Source organism: Pseudomonas sp. CFBP 13602 (assembly GCF_014842725.1).
Classification (GTDB): Bacteria; Pseudomonadota; Gammaproteobacteria; order Pseudomonadales; family Pseudomonadaceae; genus Aquipseudomonas; species Aquipseudomonas baltica.
Genome location: NZ_JACYVT010000004.1, coordinates 37479 through 55096 on the forward strand (window position 1 = coordinate 37479; position 17618 = coordinate 55096).

A 17618-nucleotide genomic window follows, 5' to 3' on the forward strand; every position below is an offset into this window, starting at 1 on the left:
GTTTACCAGGTGCGGAACCCTCATGGTCTACGCGGGGGAGCTCAAGCTGATACCTGAGCTCATTCCCGAGTCAAAACCTGCCAAACGCTCCACGCCGCCCGATTCAGATTGAGTGCAGCATCTCAGGGTGGCTGAACGCCTGTCAGTATAAGTGGAACGCCTTAACTGATACGCACGTTGGGCCGGTACGCAGGGCTAGCTGCTTAGACTACCTTCCTGATCAAACAGAGCTCTGGCTGAGGGGCCATAGGTCGCGATGACATTCTCGATGGTATCCCGGTCGTTACAGTTCAAACTGCGGGTCAGGTCGAAGAGGGTGTTTCGCTCGGCTTTCCACTGGCTGATGATTTCAACATTCGGTTGGGCTTTCTTACGCTCGTAGAAAATCGACTCGGAACGGAGCGCTATCAAGCAACCCAAGACGTCCTTGGCGATTTCCAGTCTATGAGCATCTGATGACTCGATCATTTTTGGGAACTCCTTCTGATCGTTATCGTGGCCTGCCGGACTCCTAGATCCTGTCGAGTTAAGAGCAGCAATGGCGTACCGGCTGATATGGTTTTTTCTCGTATTGTATGGGTGACTATGTGTCACGTGAAATCCGGTTATACATGCCACTCAGTCACCTGAGTTGAGGTCATGCATGCCACCTTGTCACGTGACTGGCTGTCCTGTGTATAACTCATTTTTTGGTCGCCTTACGCTCCCGGATCGAGTTCCGGATAGACAGCAGCTTGGTGTAGATATCCGGATTGCTCTCGGCCAAATGGTCCAAGTCAGCTTGGCTGATCTGGAAGCCAATGTTGGTCTGGTTCTCGATGATCTGTAGGTTTTCGATGTGAATACCTTGGCCGACTGCCTCCCTGTTGAAGAGCATACGTTTCAGCTCCTCAACCGTGCTTTTGATCTGGGCTGGGCGGTACTCCCACTGTGCTTGGCCTCTGGGTCTTCCTTGCGAGTCGCTAATTGCGATTTTTTCCGTGAGCTTGTATTCGTTATGTTTACGCGATCGCGTCCTGCTGATGTAGCCTCGGGTTTCAAGCGTTTTGATCTCGCGCATGGCCTGGCGTGGACTGATCCCTGCTTTGCGAGCGATGGTTGGGATTGAAGGAATCGACAGTCCCGTTCTGAGATCGCAATGGGATTTGATCACGCAGTAAACCGCAAATGCATACGGCCCGAGCTTTGCGAGTTCGTGATCCACCATGGCCTGGAAAATGTGAAACCAATAGGTGTTGGATTTCAATTGATCCTGTGGTTCCTGCCCGGTTGCGACATCAACCGACAATTCCAGCTCACTCATTTCCGAGCCTCCACCTGAGACTTCTTGGTAGGGCGCCCGACTTTATGTGGTCTTTCAGTCGAGGCTTGCTTTAGGAGAGGAGCCGATGTGATTGCCCCGGTACGCATCCATTGTCTGAGATCACCTAGCCGCCATCGCAAGCGTGACAGGCCGGGAACGGGCTCAAGTCCCGGCAATTTGCGCTGACGCACGGTTAGAGCGCTGAAGCCTGTCAATGCAGCGACCTCGGCAACGCCAATCAATACGTCATCTGCTAGCTTCTAAATCTTTTGAATGGTTTCGTAATCGATGCTCATTGTGACTGTCGCTCGGCTGCTATGGAATGCCTCCAGCTTTCGCCATGCGACTGCGGATTTACTAGGACACCTTTTTGACAGATGCGCGAATTAGCCAAAGAATGGCTCCATGCAGCCACACGTTCCCGATGCAGATGTCGACCCAGATGAAGCCTTCCAGCTTGTTTTTCGTGAACTAAAACGTCATGAGGAAACGGGCCGGAGAAACTTCGTTGTTCGCGCTCCTGTGGATCTGCTTGAGTACCTCTTCTCAGCAATTCTGCGCAAGTCTGGGATGTCGCGGGTTTCGCTTGAGCTGCAGCTGACGAAGTTGGGTGTCTACGGATTCAAAGAAGAAGATGGTCGGATTCTGCGGCGGTATTTGAGCGGCCATACACGTATGGGGTGGTCGACCTACCAGCGTCTGATGCTGTGGGCGTTATCAAGCGGCTGGATCTGCACCTGGGTTTTCCGCGACTTGGCTTTCCGGTCGTATGAGCGAGAAGCTGCTCAGCTTTGCGCACGGAAAATAGTGAACACCCTCAAGCGTCGGACGACGCTCCCTGATTTGACCAAGGAGCAGGTTGTTGCGTGCTTCTATGAGGTTTATCAGCTTTGCCAGCGTGAGCGCGATCACGCTACGGCTACTCGCGTGCGAACCGACTCAGACACTAGAGAGCTTGTCCTGTCCCTAGATGAGTAAATGCGTGGAATTGACTGTCCGTTGCATTCGACCTGACCAGCATACGGGGTGTCATCGACCGACTGAATTCGACCCAAAGCTGCCGGTCAGCATCGGCAGAGTTCGGCCAGAAGCGGACGCTAACACCAAAGTTGCCGCCGGCTAGAAGCTGCTGCTTGGCTGCGCTTACAAAACTTAAGGCAATACATACTTAACTTGGATTTATTTAATTATTTTTTTTACGTCTCTCCAAGATAGATCTCGTATGGTTAATCCACTCATTATTTTTCTTTTTTTCAAAAGCAACCCCCTTTTTCCATCCTTGACGATCCTCTTTACTAAGTAAATCAAGTCCAGGCTGCAAGGTATGTAGCCAATTCTGCCACTCATAAACCTCAATTGTGGCTTCGGGAAAGAGCTTCCACTCGTTATGTATGTATTCGGGGGTTACTCGTAACGCATCAGCGCCTAAATAAGTTTTTACCCCGTCACTCGTACTTTCAAATATGGCCCCAACTCCACTTTCAAAATCCATGGAGTGAGATTTAACATACTGCGTATCGAACGTTTCGTTTACGGTGCCTAGTTTTCGACCAAACATTGGCTGGTAAAAAACCTTCGACCCAGCTGGAATGCCCTTTCTGACAATCGGAGTCATTATTCTCTCGAGCCCTTCTGCTAGGTCACAACTAATTCCTCTCCGTTCAGGATCCCACTGCTGATTTATAGGATAAGGAAAACCGCACCGACGAGCTAGCAGATGGTTGTATGATATGTTTGTAAAATACAAATCATTAATTACAAGACCATAAGCACTCGGAGTTGAATAAAACGACAAGCTATTGACTCCTATCATATTTATTCTTTTGTTTTTTGTATCGGACTTTTGAACAATAAGCATTCTGTCATACTGGCCAATTCTGCTGGAGATATGAAATTTAGGCTTCACATCAAAAGCCTTTCTATCAAGCTGATTAAATCCGAGCCATATACCCACCCTGACTTTATCCAGCCAGTCCATAAAGCTTGACAACTCAGCTGCACTGATCAAAGTGCTGAGTTCTATTTTTTCCAGAACTCCTTTCGCTCTAAGCTCTAAAGCCGAAAAATCGCTATTGCACTTTTCACACGCTGGAAAAGTAAATTGATCAAATGCGTAAGATCGCTCTTTGCCCTGAGCTAACACGATGTCAGTACTAAGCTGAATCTTCCTATTAGGGTTTCCAGTTTTTTTTATAAGCCAATGTGAAATAACATGCTCTTTGTTTTTTCCTTCCGGCTTCTTTCCGCAAAATACGCAGTACTTCAAATTCATCACAGCTCATTAGTTTAAGTATTGTTTTCGCAGCAAAAGGCGCACTTGCTCAATTGGCAGTCGAGCTCCTAACGCTGGCGGCGCTTATTGCAGAACGTTGAATACGACTGCGTCTATGAAGTTCAACATGGCGAACTACTATTGATTGAATTGTTCTTCAGCATTTCTACGACTGTAAACAGCCCATTTTTCATATTTCACGGCATCGATCGTGGCAGCTTCGTTAATTGTTCCTGCTAGTTTATTTTTAAGTTGCTCTGCGGTAAAACCATACGCCTTTCCCTTTCCTTCGATAGCGTCTTGAATTTTACGTGCGCCTTTCAATCTCGCATGCGGAACAGAAAGCTTGGCTTTGTGTGAAATGACACCGGTGATATGGGCTGGAACTCCAAACCGAAACATCTTGGTTTTTTCTTTTGCTAATTCATAACCGAAGCGGCTGGCGATAATCTTTAGTTCAGATTTAAATTTTCCAGAGATTTGATCTCCAGAAAAGGTTAGGTCATCTATGTAACATGTGAAGTTTAATCCGTATTTGATTGCTAAGGCCTCGCATTTATCAAATAAGCCCTTAGCTGCCCAAAACGAAAGGAGAGGGCTAAGTGGGCTTCCGGTAGGCATTACACCGTTCCAGGTTGTCAGCGAGGCAAGCCTGCCTGCGATATCTGTTGGGCAGCACATAGAGTTATGAAAGAAATCATGCACAAGGCAGTAGCGGGTAGATCCATAAAAGTTTTTCAGATCGAACGTTACTGTTTGTCGAGCACCAAGATGAATAGCTGCATTCGTTTGGTACGAGCGGTGCTTTACTCCACCTTGAACGTAGGCGGGGTACTGGACACGACGGAGTATGGATAAAACTCTCTCGTGTAGTTTCCGAAGGCGAGACTTAGGCTCCTGAACGGCTCGATGTTTACGGGACTTTCCCGTAAAAGGATTAGGAGCTAAAACCTTATTGAAAAGTTTGTAATTGCTTTCTGATTGCAAAATCACTTCAAGTTCGATAGTGCTAATATTTAGCAAGTCAGCCAAGCGCTTCGGTGAGCCTATTTTATACAAGGCGCACTGATGAACCGGTAGTTCATTATCGGGCTTTCGTTTTTTCCTTATATTTTTCTTTGGCTGCATTTCGATCTTCATTCCATTCAAGTAACGAAATAATTGTTTTCGCCAATCCAAAACGCAGGTTGTCAGTAGGGCGAGGAGAGTCGATACTCTCAGAAAAAAACAAAATCGATGATAGTGGTATTTCGAAGTAATCGCTGTACTTTCTCAGCAACTCAATAGATGGTTGCTTTTTTCCAGACTCAATCTCGGACAGGTGAGAGTTTGATATTCCCAATCGAGAACATAACTCTGTTTGAGATAGGTCGTAGTAAGAGCGAATTAATTTAAGGGCCTTGCCTAACATTTTGCACACCTCTGATGAATGTGACACCAGCGGGGTAGACTACTCATGGAAGAACGCGATGATCTTCATCCAGTGCTTGTCAATTATCGACAGTAACGGCACAAGAATCTTTATCACACCAAAGCAGGTTTTGAGTAATCTCAAGCGCTGCTTTGTCTTCACTTTCGCCAGGTACAGTTCTTCGGCTTTCTCGTCACGTGGTTGCATATTAAATGCTCCTGTAAGGGTTTGCGCCAGCCCACAGAATGTGGAACCGACCTCTCGATGCAACCTTTACAAGCCAAATGACCGATGTTTGAACTGTATTTTTCCCCCTCGCTGAAATCACCAGGCTTCGACGTCTCGACGAAGCCTACAAGACCGCACCACATACGCGCACGGTGACGACCGCACACGCCCGGCCCAAAAGTTAGAGGTCCAAAATCGACCCCCGCAGTGCCGTAGCACCTACAAGCAATCGAGAAATCATCGACCGCAAAATCATCATCGCAGAGCACGACACGCAGGTCACGAATTATTTTCGCTCACAGCGAAAATAATTCGTGACTACTCTTCTGCGCCCACTACGTTGGACGTGGCGTACGCCAGATTGGCGAAATGAGTACTTTTGACTGTTGCAGGTACTGTCACGAGTCTCGCCTGACGCTACCTAAATGCTGCTGGACTTTGGTTTTCGTACTCACAAGATGACCGCTTTTGGCCGACTGCTGCCGTTCGCCACCGGCGGCTTTCAGCCAAAAGCAGACGAATTTCGCTAGGTACTGCTGCCTTATGAAGTTCAGAGGAGTCGCGCAACTAGACGCGATTTTGGATTAGCACGCATGAAAACCGTAAGCTCAGCGTGATCGGGTGGGGTCTAAGCGGATGCGGCTATCGCCGAAGCGGCGGTTGTTGCATTGGATGATGTAAGCATGAATATCCAGGGCGGCTGACTTTGCCCGGGCGTTGAATGTGTCGGTGACAGCATTCCGCCACGTGGTAATGTGCTCTTACAGCTAATGAGGTATCTGGTATGCGGAAATCACTGATTGATTCCATAGGCCGCGAAGACGCCTCGAGGCTGATGGAGGATGCCGTGTTACGAGCCGTTGAGGAAAACCAAAGCTTTGGTCTCGTTTGGAATACGAAATGGCTTCAAGCCGTGGGATGCGTGCAACACGTCATCGAAGGTGGCCGACAGGACCCTCTCATTGTTCGCCAGTTCGAACCATCCGCTCCCCAATCGTTAACCAGACAAGTACCTATCGCATGAATGGAAACGAACCAGTTGGGGTACCTAGCGGTACTGGTCAAATCCGATGCAAACGGCCGGCAAAGTCGAATGCAAAAGGGGCCCCGTCTGAGCAGTAGCGACAGACGGGTTTGGTCCGATCAGGCCAGCTTTGCTGCCAGCTCTTCCGCAGTAATGTTGTAATACCGCTTCAGCATGTTCACCTCTCGATGCCCCGTCACGCTCGCGAGCTCAATCAAATTCGGCAGTTTGGTCGCAAGCCGACAGGTCGCTTCATGCCGCAGGTCGTGAAAGCGAAGATTGATCAGGAAGTCTTCCTGAGGCGTTATCTTCGCCGTCTCACAATCCCCCAAGTATTTCAGCCTGGCTCGCTCCAGACCTCTTACGAAGGCTTTCTTGAGGGCGTCGGTCGTGGTGGGGAAGACTCGCCCGCACAGCGAGCGCGGCAAATCTTTGAGCAACTGAATAGCCTTCGGCGAAAGCGGGACGGTTCTGGGCAGGCCGTTTTTGGTTGCAGGCAGGTGCGCGGTTCTACGATCCAGGTTCACATGCTTCCATCGCAGCTCGAAAATCTCGCCACGGCGCATGGCGGTCTCAATCGCCAGTTGTACGATGGGCCGTATCCAGGGATTGTGTGATACATCGGCGTAGGTCCCATCAGCACGTCGCTCACGAAGCTCTAACGCGCCAAGCATGTATTGCTCTTCAATTGGGTCGAGCCGTCGCGAGCGCTCGTCGTTGTAGCTGGGCCGGCTGACCATCCTGACTGGATTCTCGGCCAGATGAATGCCCCACTCGCGGCGAGCGACCTCAACCACGCATTGAAACAAAGCCAGCTCACGTTTCACCGTATTGCCTTTGCGGATCTTCAAGCGCTCGTCACGGTAGCGGGCAAAATCTGAAGAGGTGAGGGTCGCAACGATGCGTGTCGCCAGCGGATGACGCTTGAGTGCTTCCAGGCGTTTGATTTCCGAATAAGCGCCTTTGTGCTTCGGAGCAATTTCGGAGATGTAGCGATCGATGAGTTGATGAAAGGCGGTGCGTTCAGCCTCGACGCGAGAGACAAAAATCCCACGGTCGATTTCGCTTTCGATCATGCGTGCCCAGGCTTGGGCATCGGATTTGGTTTCGAAGGTTTTGCGCTGGGCTGGATAGCCCTTACGGCGAATTTGCGCTTCCCACTGATACTCGCCGCGATTCCTGATTGTTGCCATTTCGACCATTCCCGCCCCACTTGAGTGTGGCAAATTTGTGGCAAAAACGACTTTCAGGACTAGGACAGGTTTCTGGCAGTGGAGCTAACCCCTTGTAATACAAGGGATAGAAGATGGTGCACCAGGCGGGATTCGAACCCACGACCCCTGCCTTCGGAGGGCAGTACTCTATCCAGCTGAGCTACTGGTGCGACGCGGGCGCCATGATACCCATGTCGGGGGTGGTCGTCCATTGCGATAACCGGCACATCGTTTGTAATCTGCTACGGTGACACTCGCGCAAGCCGGGTGTACCCAGGCTTGCAAGGCGTGTCGTTCTTTTTTTCGAACGGCTATTGTCCTTTACCGCCATAGATCCTAGGATTCGTTTGAGATTTCAAACGCTCTTGTCTGGTTGCTGAGGCGCATGCGTTCATCCATGCGGTATTTCACCTCAGCCCGGGCGCCTTTTCATCCCTCCATTCGTGCCGTCACGTACGGCGCCATCAAGGAAGCCGACATGCAGCTCAAAGACACCTCGTTGTTCCGCCAGCAAGCCTATATAGATGGTGCGTGGCTGGGCGCCGACAGTGGGCAGGCCATCAAGGTCAGCAACCCTGCTACCAACGAAATTCTCGGCACCGTGCCGAAAATGGGCGCCGCGGAAACTCGCCGCGCCATCGAGGCTGCCGACAAGGCACTGCCCGCCTGGCGTGCGCTGACCGCGAAGGAGCGCTCGAACAAGCTGCGCCGCTGGTTCGAATTGATGATCGAAAACCAGGATGACCTCGCGCGCTTGATGACGCTGGAGCAGGGCAAGCCATTGGCCGAATCCAAAGGCGAGATCGTCTATGCCGCTTCGTTCATCGAGTGGTTTGCCGAAGAAGCCAAGCGCGTCTACGGCGACACCATTCCCGGCCACCAGCCAGACAAGCGTCTGATCGTGATCAAGCAGCCAATCGGCGTGACCGCCGCCATCACCCCGTGGAACTTCCCGGCCGCGATGATCACCCGCAAAGCGGGCCCGGCGCTGGCCGCAGGCTGCACCATGGTGCTCAAGCCTGCCTCGCAGACGCCGTTCTCGGCATTGGCGCTGGCTGAGCTGGCCGAACGCGCAGGCATTCCCAAGGGTGTGTTCAGCGTCGTGACCGGCAGCGCCGGCGACATCGGCAGTGAGCTGACCAGCAACCCGATCGTGCGCAAGCTGAGCTTCACTGGCTCGACCGAGATCGGTCGCCAGTTGATGGCCGAGTGCGCCAAGGACATCAAGAAAGTCTCGCTGGAGTTGGGTGGCAACGCTCCTTTCATCGTGTTCGACGATGCCGACCTGGACAAGGCGGTCGAAGGCGCGATCATTTCCAAGTACCGCAACAACGGCCAGACCTGCGTCTGCGCCAACCGTATCTATGTGCAGGACGGCGTTTACGACGCGTTCGCCGAGAAGCTGAAGGTTGCAGTGAGCAAGCTCAAGATCGGCAACGGTCTGGAAGAAGGCACCACTACCGGGCCACTGATCGACGACAAGGCCGTGGCCAAGGTCAAGGAACACATCGCCGACGCGGTCAGCAAGGGCGCAACCGTACTCACCGGTGGCAACGCGCTGCAGGGCAACTTCTTCGAGCCGACCGTGCTGGTCAACGTCTCCAAGGATGCCGCCGTGGCCAAGGAAGAAACGTTTGGCCCGCTGGCGCCACTGTTTCGCTTCCAGGACGAGGCCGAAGTAATTGCCATGTCCAACGACACCGAGTTCGGCCTGGCTTCGTACTTCTATGCCCGCGACATGAGCCGCGTGTTCCGTGTTGCCGAGGCGCTGGAATACGGCATGGTCGGTATCAACACCGGCCTGATCAGCAACGAAGTGGCGCCGTTCGGCGGCATCAAGGCCTCGGGCCTGGGCCGCGAAGGCTCCAAGTACGGCATCGAAGATTACCTGGAAATAAAATACCTCTGCATTTCGGTGTAACCCACCGCGCAGAACCCTTGGCGGCCGGCGGCCGCAGCAGTCGATCATCGTATGCTGCTGCGGTACGTACCGGCCGCTTTATCCTTGAATCACGCCGACCGATGAGCGGCGAATGAGGAATGTCATGAGCAAGACCAACGAATCCCTGATGCAACGCCGCCAGGCTGCCGTGCCACGCGGTGTGGGCCAGATTCACCCGATCTTTGCAGAGTCAGCGCAGAACGCCACGGTTACCGACGTCGAAGGCCGCGAGTTCATCGACTTTGCCGGCGGCATCGCGGTGCTCAACACCGGCCATGTCCACCCCAAAGTGATCGCGGCCGTGCAGGCACAACTGCACAAGCTGACTCACACCTGCTTCCAGGTGCTGGCATACGAGCCGTACGTTGAAGTCTGCGAGAAGATCAACGCCAAGGTGCCCGGTGACTTCGACAAGAAGACCTTGCTGGTCACCACCGGCTCCGAGGCCGTCGAAAACGCCATCAAGATTGCGCGCGCTGCCACCGGTCGCGCCGGGGTGATCGCCTTCACCGGCGCCTACCACGGCCGTACCATGATGACACTGGGCCTGACCGGCAAGGTCGTGCCGTACTCGGCTGGCATGGGCCTGATGCCCGGCGGTGTGTTCCGCGCGCTGTACCCTTGCGAACTGCACGGCGTCAGCGTCGACGATTCGATCGCCAGCATCGAGCGCATCTTCAAGAACGACGCTGAACCGCGTGACATCGCAGCGATCATTCTCGAGCCGGTGCAGGGTGAGGGCGGTTTCTATGTCGCGCCGAAAGCCTTCATGCAGCGTCTGCGCGCCCTGTGCGACCAGCACGGCATCCTGCTGATCGCCGATGAAGTGCAGACCGGCGCAGGCCGTACCGGTACGTTCTTCGCCATGGAGCAGATGGGTGTTGCGCCCGACCTGACCACCTTCGCAAAATCCATCGCTGGCGGTTTCCCTCTGGCCGGCGTGTGCGGCAAAGCCGAGTACATGGACGCCATCGCTCCAGGTGGTCTGGGCGGCACCTACGCCGGCAGCCCGATCGCCTGCGCGGCGGCACTGGCCGTGATGGAAGTGTTCGAGGAAGAGAACCTGCTTGATCGCAGCAAGGCAGTCGGCGAGCACTTGGTAGCGGGCCTGCGCGCCATCCAGGCCAAGTACCCGGTGATCGGTGATGTGCGCGCACTGGGCGCGATGATTGCCATCGAGCTGTTCGAAGGCGGCGACACCCACAAGCCGAACGCCGCAGCAGTGGCCCAAGTCGTAGCCAAGGCGCGCGACAAGGGTTTGATTCTGCTGTCGTGCGGTACTTACGGAAACGTCCTGCGCATCCTGGTTCCACTGACTGCGCCTGACGAGCTGTTGGACCAAGGTTTGGCCATCATCGAAGAGTGCTTCGCTGAGCTGGCGTGAGTGATGTGAGTGCTTGGTAGGAAAAACCCGCTTCGGCGGGTTTTTTTATGGGGTGGTTTTAGTTTGCACCTCGTTTGCAGCCAGGCGGGTGATGCGCTAAAGCCCTCTGCTTAATCCGTTTTTTTGCAGTACCGTTCAGACTCACTACCGAGAGTCATGCTGTCACCCTTGGCCCATGGAGTGCGCCTATGAATACCGCTACCAGCATGCCTCCTCGTGTGTTGATCGCCGAATCCGACCCTTGGATGCGTGATCTGTTGTCGCAGATGCTGCTCGATGTACGTTGCGATGCACGCCTGCAGGCGTGCGCCACGGGACCTGAGGCGCTGGAGCATCTGCGCGAGCCACCGGACTTGGTGATTGCAGCGCGCGAGTTGCTGGGCATCAGCGGTCTGGACTTGCTGCGCGGAGTGCGCAAGAGCCCTCGTCTGTCGGCCTTGCCGTTCATCTTGTTGAGCGAGCGCAGCGACAGCGCGAGCGTGCGCGAAGTGCTACCCCTAGCGCCGACGGCCTATCTGACCAAACCCTTGAATATGACCAGTTTGAAGGCGCGCCTGCAGACGCTGTTGTCTGGCTCCGCAGAGGTGGTGGTTTGCCGGATTCCGCAGATCGCTGCCGGTACCACTTTGGAACAGTATCTGACGCGCCGCCGCCTGGACTGCGACGGTGGGCCGCTGCTGTGCGACGTGCAGGCGGCGGTACAGCGGGCGCTAGGGCCACAAGGCTTGAACCTAAAGGTGCTGGAAGCCAACGTGCGCAGCGACCCGCAAGTCACCGGGGTGCTGGTGAGCGCCGCTAACAGTGCGGCGAAACAGGGCGCGGCGCCGGTGTTGACGCTGATGCAGGCCTTGCAAGCGCTGGGCCCTACGCAGAGCATGAATCTGCTGCTGGGCATGACCACCCGGCCCAGTGCCTACCTGAGTGACCCGCTGCTGTTCGAACAAGCCGAAATCTGCTGGAACCGCTCGACCCACACGGCCGAATTCGCTCGCAACATTGCCCGCCAACAAAATGTGGACGAGTGGCGCTGCTATTGCGCAGGCGTGTTGCACTGCCTGGGCGATCTGGCGCTGCTGCGCGTTTTGCAGGAATGGCGTCTGGCAGGCGGTGAGCTTGACCAGACGAAGCTGACTTACGCGCTACGAACGTTTGGTGCGCCTTATGGCTCGGAATTGCGCCGACGCTGGCGATTGCCGCTTGAGCTGCGCGAGATGATCGCCGCGGCCTACCAGTTGGGCGGCGGGGTGTACTCAAGGGAAAAACTGATCGTGAATATTGCAGCGCAGATGGCATCGCTGGGCGCCGACGAAGACGTCACCCAGATAGCCCAAGGCAAACCAGCACGGTTGCTCAAGATAGGCGTGTCGCAGCTGAACTGGTGGCGGGGCGCGCCAATGATTCGCTGACGCGCTGGACTACGCCGGGACATGAATAAAGGCCTCTATCTGATCACTGGCCTTGGGGGTGATCGAGAGAGGTGGGGATCACCCACCCCAGCAATTGTCGAAAATCTTCTGTGCGATCCACGGCAGGTCACGTTGAAATTCTGGAAATACCTCGAAGCGGCCCAGCATGCGGTCGGTGCAGATGAATACCTTTTGGCCAGAGCCTGCGATGGTGCAGATACCGCCAAAGCTGACATTACCTTCGCGCGATGTGGTAACCGGCAAGGTATAGAGGCTTTCACATGACTGGATTTCAGTAGTGTTTTGATTCCAAAGAGCGTTGTCTCTGAATTCTTTTGTGACAGACTCCCAGTCCTCCAAATCAACTTTGGTTAACCTGGAATAAGCAGGGGGAAAGCTTAGGCAGTTTTCGCTACCACAATTAGCCGTAACCGATAGCGGGATAAGTGTGGCAATTATACATAATTGTTTCATGTGTAACTCCTTGAGTAGTTATTCTCCGTAGCTTCATGGAAAAGTAAACCATGACCTAACATATGGCTCAAGGAAACGAATTTGTCTTTTTGATAGAGAACAATGAAGTTGGCTAGCACAACCTCCACCCAATGGGCTTTGATCTAGGTAGATAATTCTGCAAATTGATACAACATGGTTGAATTCCCTAATGGGCCAGACGCGATCAATTCAGCACGGTTGCATATAATAGGCGTGTCGCAATTGAACGAGTGGCCGGGGACACCAATGGTTCGCTGACTAGGCCGGCACGATCTGGTTCTTGCCTTGGCGCTTGGCCTGGTACATGGCGGCGTCGGAACGCGAGAAGAGGGAGTCAAGCATTTCGTCTTGCGGCTGAATACTGGTCAGGCCCTGGCTTACCGTCACGCCGTAGTTCTTGCCATTGTGGTGGAAGCTCAGGCGCTGGATTTCGCGCTGCAGGCGCTCGGCGATCTGCATGGCCATGTCCGGCGCGCAGCCCGGAAACACGGCGGCGAATTCTTCACCGCCAATACGCCCGAACAAGTCGCCACGGCGCAGTACCGCACGGCCGGTTTCGGCGATGCGTTGCAGCACGTGGTCACCTTCCTGGTGGCCATAGGTATCGTTGATCATCTTGAAATCGTCGATGTCCAGCAGCAGGAAGGCCATGGGCGTGTCGTTGAGGCGGGACTGCTCGAACTCGCGGTGGGCGCATTCGAAGAAGTGTCGACGGTTGCTGCTCTGGGTCAGGACATCGGTGGTGGCGAGGCGTTGGAGCTCGCCTTCAAGGTGCTTCTTTTCGGTAATGTCCTCGGCGATACCCACCACGATCACGCGTTGGCCTGCATCCACCTGATGGCTGACGAAGCACTTGTCGCTGAGCCAGCGGATCTGGCCATCGGCGCTGATGATGCGGTATTCGCGGTCTTCGACGGCGCCCCTGTCGAGCACTTCGGCCAGGCTGCGATCGGCGTAGTCCAGGTCATCCGGGTAGATGCTGTCGCGCCATTCGTTGTAGTCGGCCAGCAGCAAACCCACCGAGCGGCCGAAAATCCGTTCGTAGGCGGGGCTGACGTAGATCATCTGCTGGGTTTCCCAATCGAACGCCCAGAGTACCGCGTTGACGCTGACCAACAGCGAGCTGAACAGCTGCTCGCGCTCCTTGAGCCGCGCGACCTCACCCTGGGCATGCATCAAGGCCAATAGGGTTTCAGCGGCTTCGGGTAGAGGTTTGACGGGTGTAGAAGGTAATTTTTTATTGACCATCATCACGGCATCTCAGAGGCGTTGGGATTACTGCGAACGGATGCGCGAAAAGGCGCGGCCAAGGCATGATCCCAGGCGGTAGCGCTATGAGTCTGAGAGCGGAAAATTGTAACGAAGTTCCGAACGGCGCGCCCTGGGGCCAAGGCGCACCGATAAACGGCTCAGGCTGCAGCAGGCCTCAGCGAGTACGTCTTGAGCTGGGTCGCGAAGTCGCGCAGCGAGTGAATGCCACTGGCTTCGGCCTCTTGGATCCAATCCTTGATGGCGGCGAGCATATCATGACCGTTGGAGCTGGTGCGCGCCCAGATCTGTTGCAGGGCCAGGCGCTTTTCATAGATGACGCGCAATGCGTGGCTGTGTTCGAGCATCGTCTGGATGTGCAGGTGATGCCCTTCGTCCAGCAGGCTGGTTTCACGCGACAGCAGGCGCTTGGCCCGGCGGAACTGGTGACGTACCGATTCGTCGACCCTGCTCAGCTCCTGTTGCACCAGCGGCGCGATCACCAGCTTGCGGTACTGCGCCATGATCTGGAAGCGATTGTTGAGGATCGCCATGGCGGTGTCCATGTCGAGCTGGCCCTTGCCTTCCACGCGGTGGGCAATCGGTGCCACGCGCTGGACCTTGGCCAGGCGCAGCCAGGTAAACAGCTTGATCCAGGCCCACCCCATGTCGAACTCCCATTTCTTGACCGACAGCTTGGCCGAATTGGGGTAGGTGTGGTGGTTGTTGTGCAGTTCTTCGCCGCCGACGATGATGCCCCACGGCACCAGGTTGGTGGCCGCGTCGCGGCATTCGAAGTTGCGGTAGCCCACGGCGTGGCCGAGGCCGTTGATGACACCGGCTGCCCAGAAGGGAATCCACATCATCTGCACGGCCCACACGGTCAGGCCGAGGGCGCCGAACAGCAGCAGGTCGATGACCAGCATCAGGACCACGCCAGTGTGGCGGAAGCGCGAGTACAGGTTGCGCTCGATCCAGTCTTCGGGGCAGTTCTTGCCATAGATGCGCAAGGTGTCGGGGTTTTCCGCCTCTTTGCGATAGAGCTCGGCGCCGGTACGCATCACGGTGCCCAGGCCCTTGATCACGGGGCTGTGCGGATCGTCGACGGTTTCGCATTTGGCGTGGTGCTTGCGGTGGATGGCGGTCCACTCGCGGGTGTTCTGGGCAGTGGTGAGCCAGAGCCAGAAACGGAAGAAGTGCTTGAGCCCGGCGTTGAGTTCCAGCGAGCGGTGGGCGGAATAGCGGTGCAGGTAGACAGTGACGCTGATGATGGTCACATGGGTCAGCAACAACGTGACTGCCACCACTTGCCAGGCGGACAGATCGAGAAAACCGTTGTACCACATAGGCGGGAAGGCCCTCGGTTGGGTGGGTAATGCGTGCAGCGCATTATCGACTAGCTATCAGATAAAGCCAGTCGCTCTTTTAGATAAGAGTCGCTGAATGTTTCTATTCTATAATTGGTACACATTTTGTGTGGCCGATTGACCCTATGTCTGTTTTATCTCGGGTTACAGCGCGCGGCGTTGTGATTTACCTGATTGTCTGTGTGGTGTGGTTTCTGTTGTGCGGTCGTGTGGCAAACGGCCTTTTCGAAGCGTCGTCGGCCGGATGGGGGGTTCATCTGGCCGGTTGCGGTGTGTGGTTGCTGGGCAGTGCGTTCGCCTTTGGCTGGCTGCGCGCGCGGCAGGCCAACCGCGAAAGCCGACGTTTGTCGGCAGCGGTTTTCGACTGCACCGCCGACGGCGTGCTGGTGACCGACACTGCAGGGCGCATCCTGCAGGTCAACCGGGCCTTCATGGCGATCACCGGGTATGCCGAGGACGAAGTGCTCGGGCAGAACCCGAACACGTTCAAATCCGGGCAGCATCCGCCGGCCTTCTATCAACAGATGTTTCGCACGCTGGCCGAGCACGACCAGTGGAGCGGCGAGATCTGGAACCGGCGCAAGGGCGGCGACAGCTACCCGCAGTGGCAGACCATCCGCGCGATCCGCGATGATCGGGGCAAGCTGAGCCACTATGTGGCGGTGTTCTCCGACATCAGCGCGATCAGGCATTCGCAGCGCGAGCTGGCCCATCTGGCACACCATGATCCGCTGACCGGGTTGCCCAATCGCCTGCTGTTCAGCCACCGCACCGAGCACGCCTTGAGTACGGCCCGGCTTGCGCAACGCTGCTGCGCGTTGTTGCTCATCGACCTCGACCACTTCCAGAACGTCAACGACAGCTTCGGTCATGGCGTGGGCGATCGGTTGCTGATGGCTGTGGTCGAGCGTTTGCAGTGCGGGTTGGGCGAGGAGGTGACCCTGGCTCGGCTGGGCGGCGACGAATTTGCCGTGCTGATGGAAGGCGAGTTGCGCACAGGGCAGGCGACGGCGCTGGGGCAGGGGTTGCTCGAAGGCCTGCGCGCGCCCTTCGCCATCGACGGGCACACCCTGTTCATCAGCGCCAGCATGGGCATCAGTCTGTTTCCCGACGACGCGCAGGGTGCCGAGCAGCTGTTGCGCAACGCCGACTCGGCGCTGTTCCAGGCCAAGGCACGGGGCCGTTCGAGCTATGCCCTGTATACCCAAGAGCTGACCACCCGCGCCCAGCAGCAGATCGAAGTGACCGCAGAACTGCGCCAGGCCCTGGCCGACGGGCAGTTGCGGGTGCACTACCAACCGGTGCATGCCCTGCGCGACAAGGCCATGGTCGGGGTGGAGGCGCTGGTGCGCTGGCAGCACCCGGAGCGCGGCCTGGTGCCGCCAGGGCAGTTCATACCGATCGCCGAGCGCAGTGGTTTGATCGCCGAGATCGACACTTGGGTGCTGGCCACCGCGTGCCGCCAGATGCGGCAGTGGCAGGTCGAGGGCAAGGCACTGGATTTCGTCGCGGTGAACATCTCCAGCCGTCTGTTCAGCCACCATGATCTCTACCGGCAGGTCGAAAGGGTCCTGGCCGAGACGGAACTGGCGCCTGCGCATCTGGAACTGGAAGTGACCGAAAGTGCGGTGATGGATGATCCGGACCGCGCACTGGAGCAATTGCATCACCTGCGCGATCTGGGTTTGCAACTGGCGATCGACGACTTCGGCACCGGTTATTCATCCTTGCTTAGGCTCAAGCGCCTGCCGGTCCACAAGCTCAAGATCGACCAGGGTTTCGTCGCCGGCCTGCCCGGCGACGAGGACGATGTGGCGATCACCACGGCGATCATCGCGCTGGCGCACAGCATGGGCATGCAGGTGCACGCCGAGGGCATCGAGCAGGCGAATCAGGCGCAGTTCCTGCTGGAGCACGGTTGCGGACTGGGCCAGGGCTATTGGTTCGGTCGTCCGGTGCAAGCCGCTGCGCTGCAATGGCAGGTCCAGTAGGTGCAGATAAAAACTTCTGGTTATATGAAAATTCTTAAACAGTATTTTTAAGAATAATAAGACCGCTCTACTATCGCGCTCACGCCACCTTGGCACCCCTTACCCAGGAGCATGATCATGAGCGCATCGCTACGCAGCGTCGAAGGACAGGACGAAGCCACCATTCTGCGGGAAATTCAGAGTGCGCTGCGCGACCTGCGTTTCGGTGCGGTGGAGATCACCGTACACAACGCTCAAGTCGTGCAGATCGAACGCAAGGAAAAATTCCGTTTGCAGAACCCGGGCAACAAGCCCAGCTGAGTACGCGTCCTGCGTAGCAGCCATAAGAAAAAT

General features: G+C 55.7%; 16 protein-coding genes and 1 tRNA gene. 6 read left to right on the top strand and 11 right to left on the bottom strand.

The features are described from left to right. Window positions 1–195 precede the first annotated feature (195 nt). A complete protein-coding gene (locus IFU31_RS09045; RefSeq protein ID WP_192102754.1) occupies window positions 196–468 on the bottom strand; it encodes a hypothetical protein in 273 nt (90 codons plus the stop codon). A 214-nt stretch (window positions 469–682) separates the two neighbouring features. Beyond that, a complete protein-coding gene (locus IFU31_RS09050; RefSeq protein WP_192102755.1) occupies window positions 683–1303 on the bottom strand; it encodes a helix-turn-helix domain-containing protein in 621 nt (206 codons plus the stop codon). Between the two features lie 405 nt (window positions 1304–1708). Between IFU31_RS09050 and IFU31_RS09055 the strand changes: the two genes are divergently transcribed. Then, window positions 1709–2281: a hypothetical protein gene (locus tag IFU31_RS09055; protein ID WP_192102756.1), complete on the top strand. Its 573-nt coding sequence runs from the start codon at window positions 1709–1711 to the stop codon at window positions 2279–2281. Between the two features lie 205 nt (window positions 2282–2486). On the opposite strand, the gene IFU31_RS09060 is transcribed toward IFU31_RS09055, so the two are convergent. The 6 genes from IFU31_RS09060 to IFU31_RS09085 all read right to left on the bottom strand — a co-directional run bounded on the left by IFU31_RS09060 (window position 2487) and on the right by IFU31_RS09085 (window position 7622). After that, window positions 2487–3575, bottom strand: a complete 1089-nt coding sequence (locus tag IFU31_RS09060) for a hypothetical protein (protein WP_192102757.1) — start codon at window positions 3573–3575, stop codon at window positions 2487–2489. Window positions 3576–3713: 138 nt separating this feature from the next. Then, window positions 3714–4703, bottom strand: coding sequence for a reverse transcriptase family protein (locus tag IFU31_RS09065; protein ID WP_192102758.1), 990 nt, complete (start codon window positions 4701–4703; stop codon window positions 3714–3716). Beyond that, window positions 4660–4986, bottom strand: coding sequence for a helix-turn-helix transcriptional regulator (locus IFU31_RS09070; RefSeq protein ID WP_192102759.1), 327 nt, complete (start codon window positions 4984–4986; stop codon window positions 4660–4662). The genes IFU31_RS09065 and IFU31_RS09070 overlap by 44 nt, the downstream gene beginning before the upstream one ends. 39 nt (window positions 4987–5025) lie before the next feature. After that, a complete protein-coding gene (locus IFU31_RS09075) occupies window positions 5026–5193 on the bottom strand; it encodes a hypothetical protein (RefSeq protein WP_192102760.1) in 168 nt (55 codons plus the stop codon). Window positions 5194–6357: 1164 nt separating this feature from the next. Then, window positions 6358–7431, bottom strand: a complete 1074-nt coding sequence (locus IFU31_RS09080) for a site-specific integrase (RefSeq protein WP_192102761.1) — start codon at window positions 7429–7431, stop codon at window positions 6358–6360. 114 nt (window positions 7432–7545) lie between these two features. Continuing rightward, window positions 7546–7622: transfer RNA gene (locus tag IFU31_RS09085), tRNA-Arg, on the bottom strand. Window positions 7623–7930: 308 nt separating this feature from the next. On the opposite strand from IFU31_RS09085, the gene gabD reads away from it, so the two are divergent. The 3 genes from gabD (at window position 7931) to IFU31_RS09100 (ending at window position 12184) form a co-directional block, all read left to right on the top strand. After that, window positions 7931–9373 carry an NADP-dependent succinate-semialdehyde dehydrogenase gene (gabD, locus tag IFU31_RS09090; RefSeq protein WP_122480676.1) on the top strand — a complete coding sequence of 481 codons (1443 nt, stop codon included), beginning with the start codon at window positions 7931–7933 and terminating at the stop codon, window positions 9371–9373. A 124-nt stretch (window positions 9374–9497) separates the two neighbouring features. Continuing rightward, window positions 9498–10778 carry a 4-aminobutyrate--2-oxoglutarate transaminase gene (gene gabT, locus IFU31_RS09095; protein WP_122714248.1) on the top strand — a complete coding sequence of 427 codons (1281 nt, stop codon included), beginning with the start codon at window positions 9498–9500 and terminating at the stop codon, window positions 10776–10778. A gap of 188 nt (window positions 10779–10966) precedes the next feature. Beyond that, on the top strand, window positions 10967–12184 hold the full coding sequence (locus IFU31_RS09100; protein ID WP_192102762.1) for an HDOD domain-containing protein: 1218 nt from the start codon (window positions 10967–10969) through the stop codon (window positions 12182–12184). A 78-nt stretch (window positions 12185–12262) separates the two neighbouring features. Here IFU31_RS09100 and IFU31_RS09105 read toward each other — a convergent pair whose 3' ends face one another. The 3 genes from IFU31_RS09105 to desA form a co-directional block, all read right to left on the bottom strand. Next, window positions 12263–12658 (bottom strand): hypothetical protein, encoded by a 396-nt coding sequence (locus IFU31_RS09105; protein WP_192102763.1) that lies wholly within the window; start codon window positions 12656–12658, stop codon window positions 12263–12265. Between the two features lie 279 nt (window positions 12659–12937). Beyond that, window positions 12938–13927: a GGDEF domain-containing protein gene (locus IFU31_RS09110; protein ID WP_244657663.1), complete on the bottom strand. Its 990-nt coding sequence runs from the start codon at window positions 13925–13927 to the stop codon at window positions 12938–12940. Between the two features lie 161 nt (window positions 13928–14088). Continuing rightward, a complete protein-coding gene (gene desA / locus IFU31_RS09115) occupies window positions 14089–15273 on the bottom strand; it encodes a delta-9 fatty acid desaturase DesA (RefSeq protein WP_122480636.1) in 1185 nt (394 codons plus the stop codon). Window positions 15274–15419: 146 nt separating this feature from the next. Between desA and dibA the strand changes: the two genes are divergently transcribed. Both dibA and oscA read left to right on the top strand, forming a co-directional pair. After that, complete coding sequence (dibA, locus tag IFU31_RS09120; protein WP_192102765.1) at window positions 15420–17285, top strand: phosphodiesterase DibA; 1866 nt, start codon at window positions 15420–15422, stop codon at window positions 17283–17285. 117 nt (window positions 17286–17402) lie between these two features. After that, complete coding sequence (gene oscA / locus IFU31_RS09125) at window positions 17403–17585, top strand: sulfur starvation response protein OscA (protein WP_043191814.1); 183 nt, start codon at window positions 17403–17405, stop codon at window positions 17583–17585. Window positions 17586–17618: the final 33 nt, after the last annotated feature.

Bases quoted from the DNA above. Each gene is read 5' to 3' on its own strand.
- IFU31_RS09045 (WP_192102754.1), bottom strand. From the start codon at position 468: ATGATCGAGTCATCAGATGCTCATAGACTGGAAATCGCCAAGGACGTC.
- IFU31_RS09050 (WP_192102755.1), bottom strand. From the start codon at position 1,303: ATGAGTGAGCTGGAATTGTCGGTTGATGTCGCAACCGGGCAGGAACCA.
- IFU31_RS09055 (WP_192102756.1), top strand. From the start codon at position 1,709: ATGCAGCCACACGTTCCCGATGCAGATGTCGACCCAGATGAAGCCTTC.
- IFU31_RS09060 (WP_192102757.1), bottom strand. From the start codon at position 3,575: ATGAATTTGAAGTACTGCGTATTTTGCGGAAAGAAGCCGGAAGGAAAA.
- IFU31_RS09065 (WP_192102758.1), bottom strand. From the start codon at position 4,703: ATGCAGCCAAAGAAAAATATAAGGAAAAAACGAAAGCCCGATAATGAA.
- IFU31_RS09070 (WP_192102759.1), bottom strand. From the start codon at position 4,986: ATGTTAGGCAAGGCCCTTAAATTAATTCGCTCTTACTACGACCTATCT.
- IFU31_RS09075 (WP_192102760.1), bottom strand. From the start codon at position 5,193: ATGCAACCACGTGACGAGAAAGCCGAAGAACTGTACCTGGCGAAAGTG.
- IFU31_RS09080 (WP_192102761.1), bottom strand. From the start codon at position 7,431: ATGGCAACAATCAGGAATCGCGGCGAGTATCAGTGGGAAGCGCAAATT.
- gabD (WP_122480676.1), top strand. From the start codon at position 7,931: ATGCAGCTCAAAGACACCTCGTTGTTCCGCCAGCAAGCCTATATAGAT.
- gabT (WP_122714248.1), top strand. From the start codon at position 9,498: ATGAGCAAGACCAACGAATCCCTGATGCAACGCCGCCAGGCTGCCGTG.
- IFU31_RS09100 (WP_192102762.1), top strand. From the start codon at position 10,967: ATGAATACCGCTACCAGCATGCCTCCTCGTGTGTTGATCGCCGAATCC.
- IFU31_RS09105 (WP_192102763.1), bottom strand. From the start codon at position 12,658: ATGAAACAATTATGTATAATTGCCACACTTATCCCGCTATCGGTTACG.
- IFU31_RS09110 (WP_244657663.1), bottom strand. From the start codon at position 13,927: ATGGTCAATAAAAAATTACCTTCTACACCCGTCAAACCTCTACCCGAA.
- desA (WP_122480636.1), bottom strand. From the start codon at position 15,273: ATGTGGTACAACGGTTTTCTCGATCTGTCCGCCTGGCAAGTGGTGGCA.
- dibA (WP_192102765.1), top strand. From the start codon at position 15,420: ATGTCTGTTTTATCTCGGGTTACAGCGCGCGGCGTTGTGATTTACCTG.
- oscA (WP_043191814.1), top strand. From the start codon at position 17,403: ATGAGCGCATCGCTACGCAGCGTCGAAGGACAGGACGAAGCCACCATT.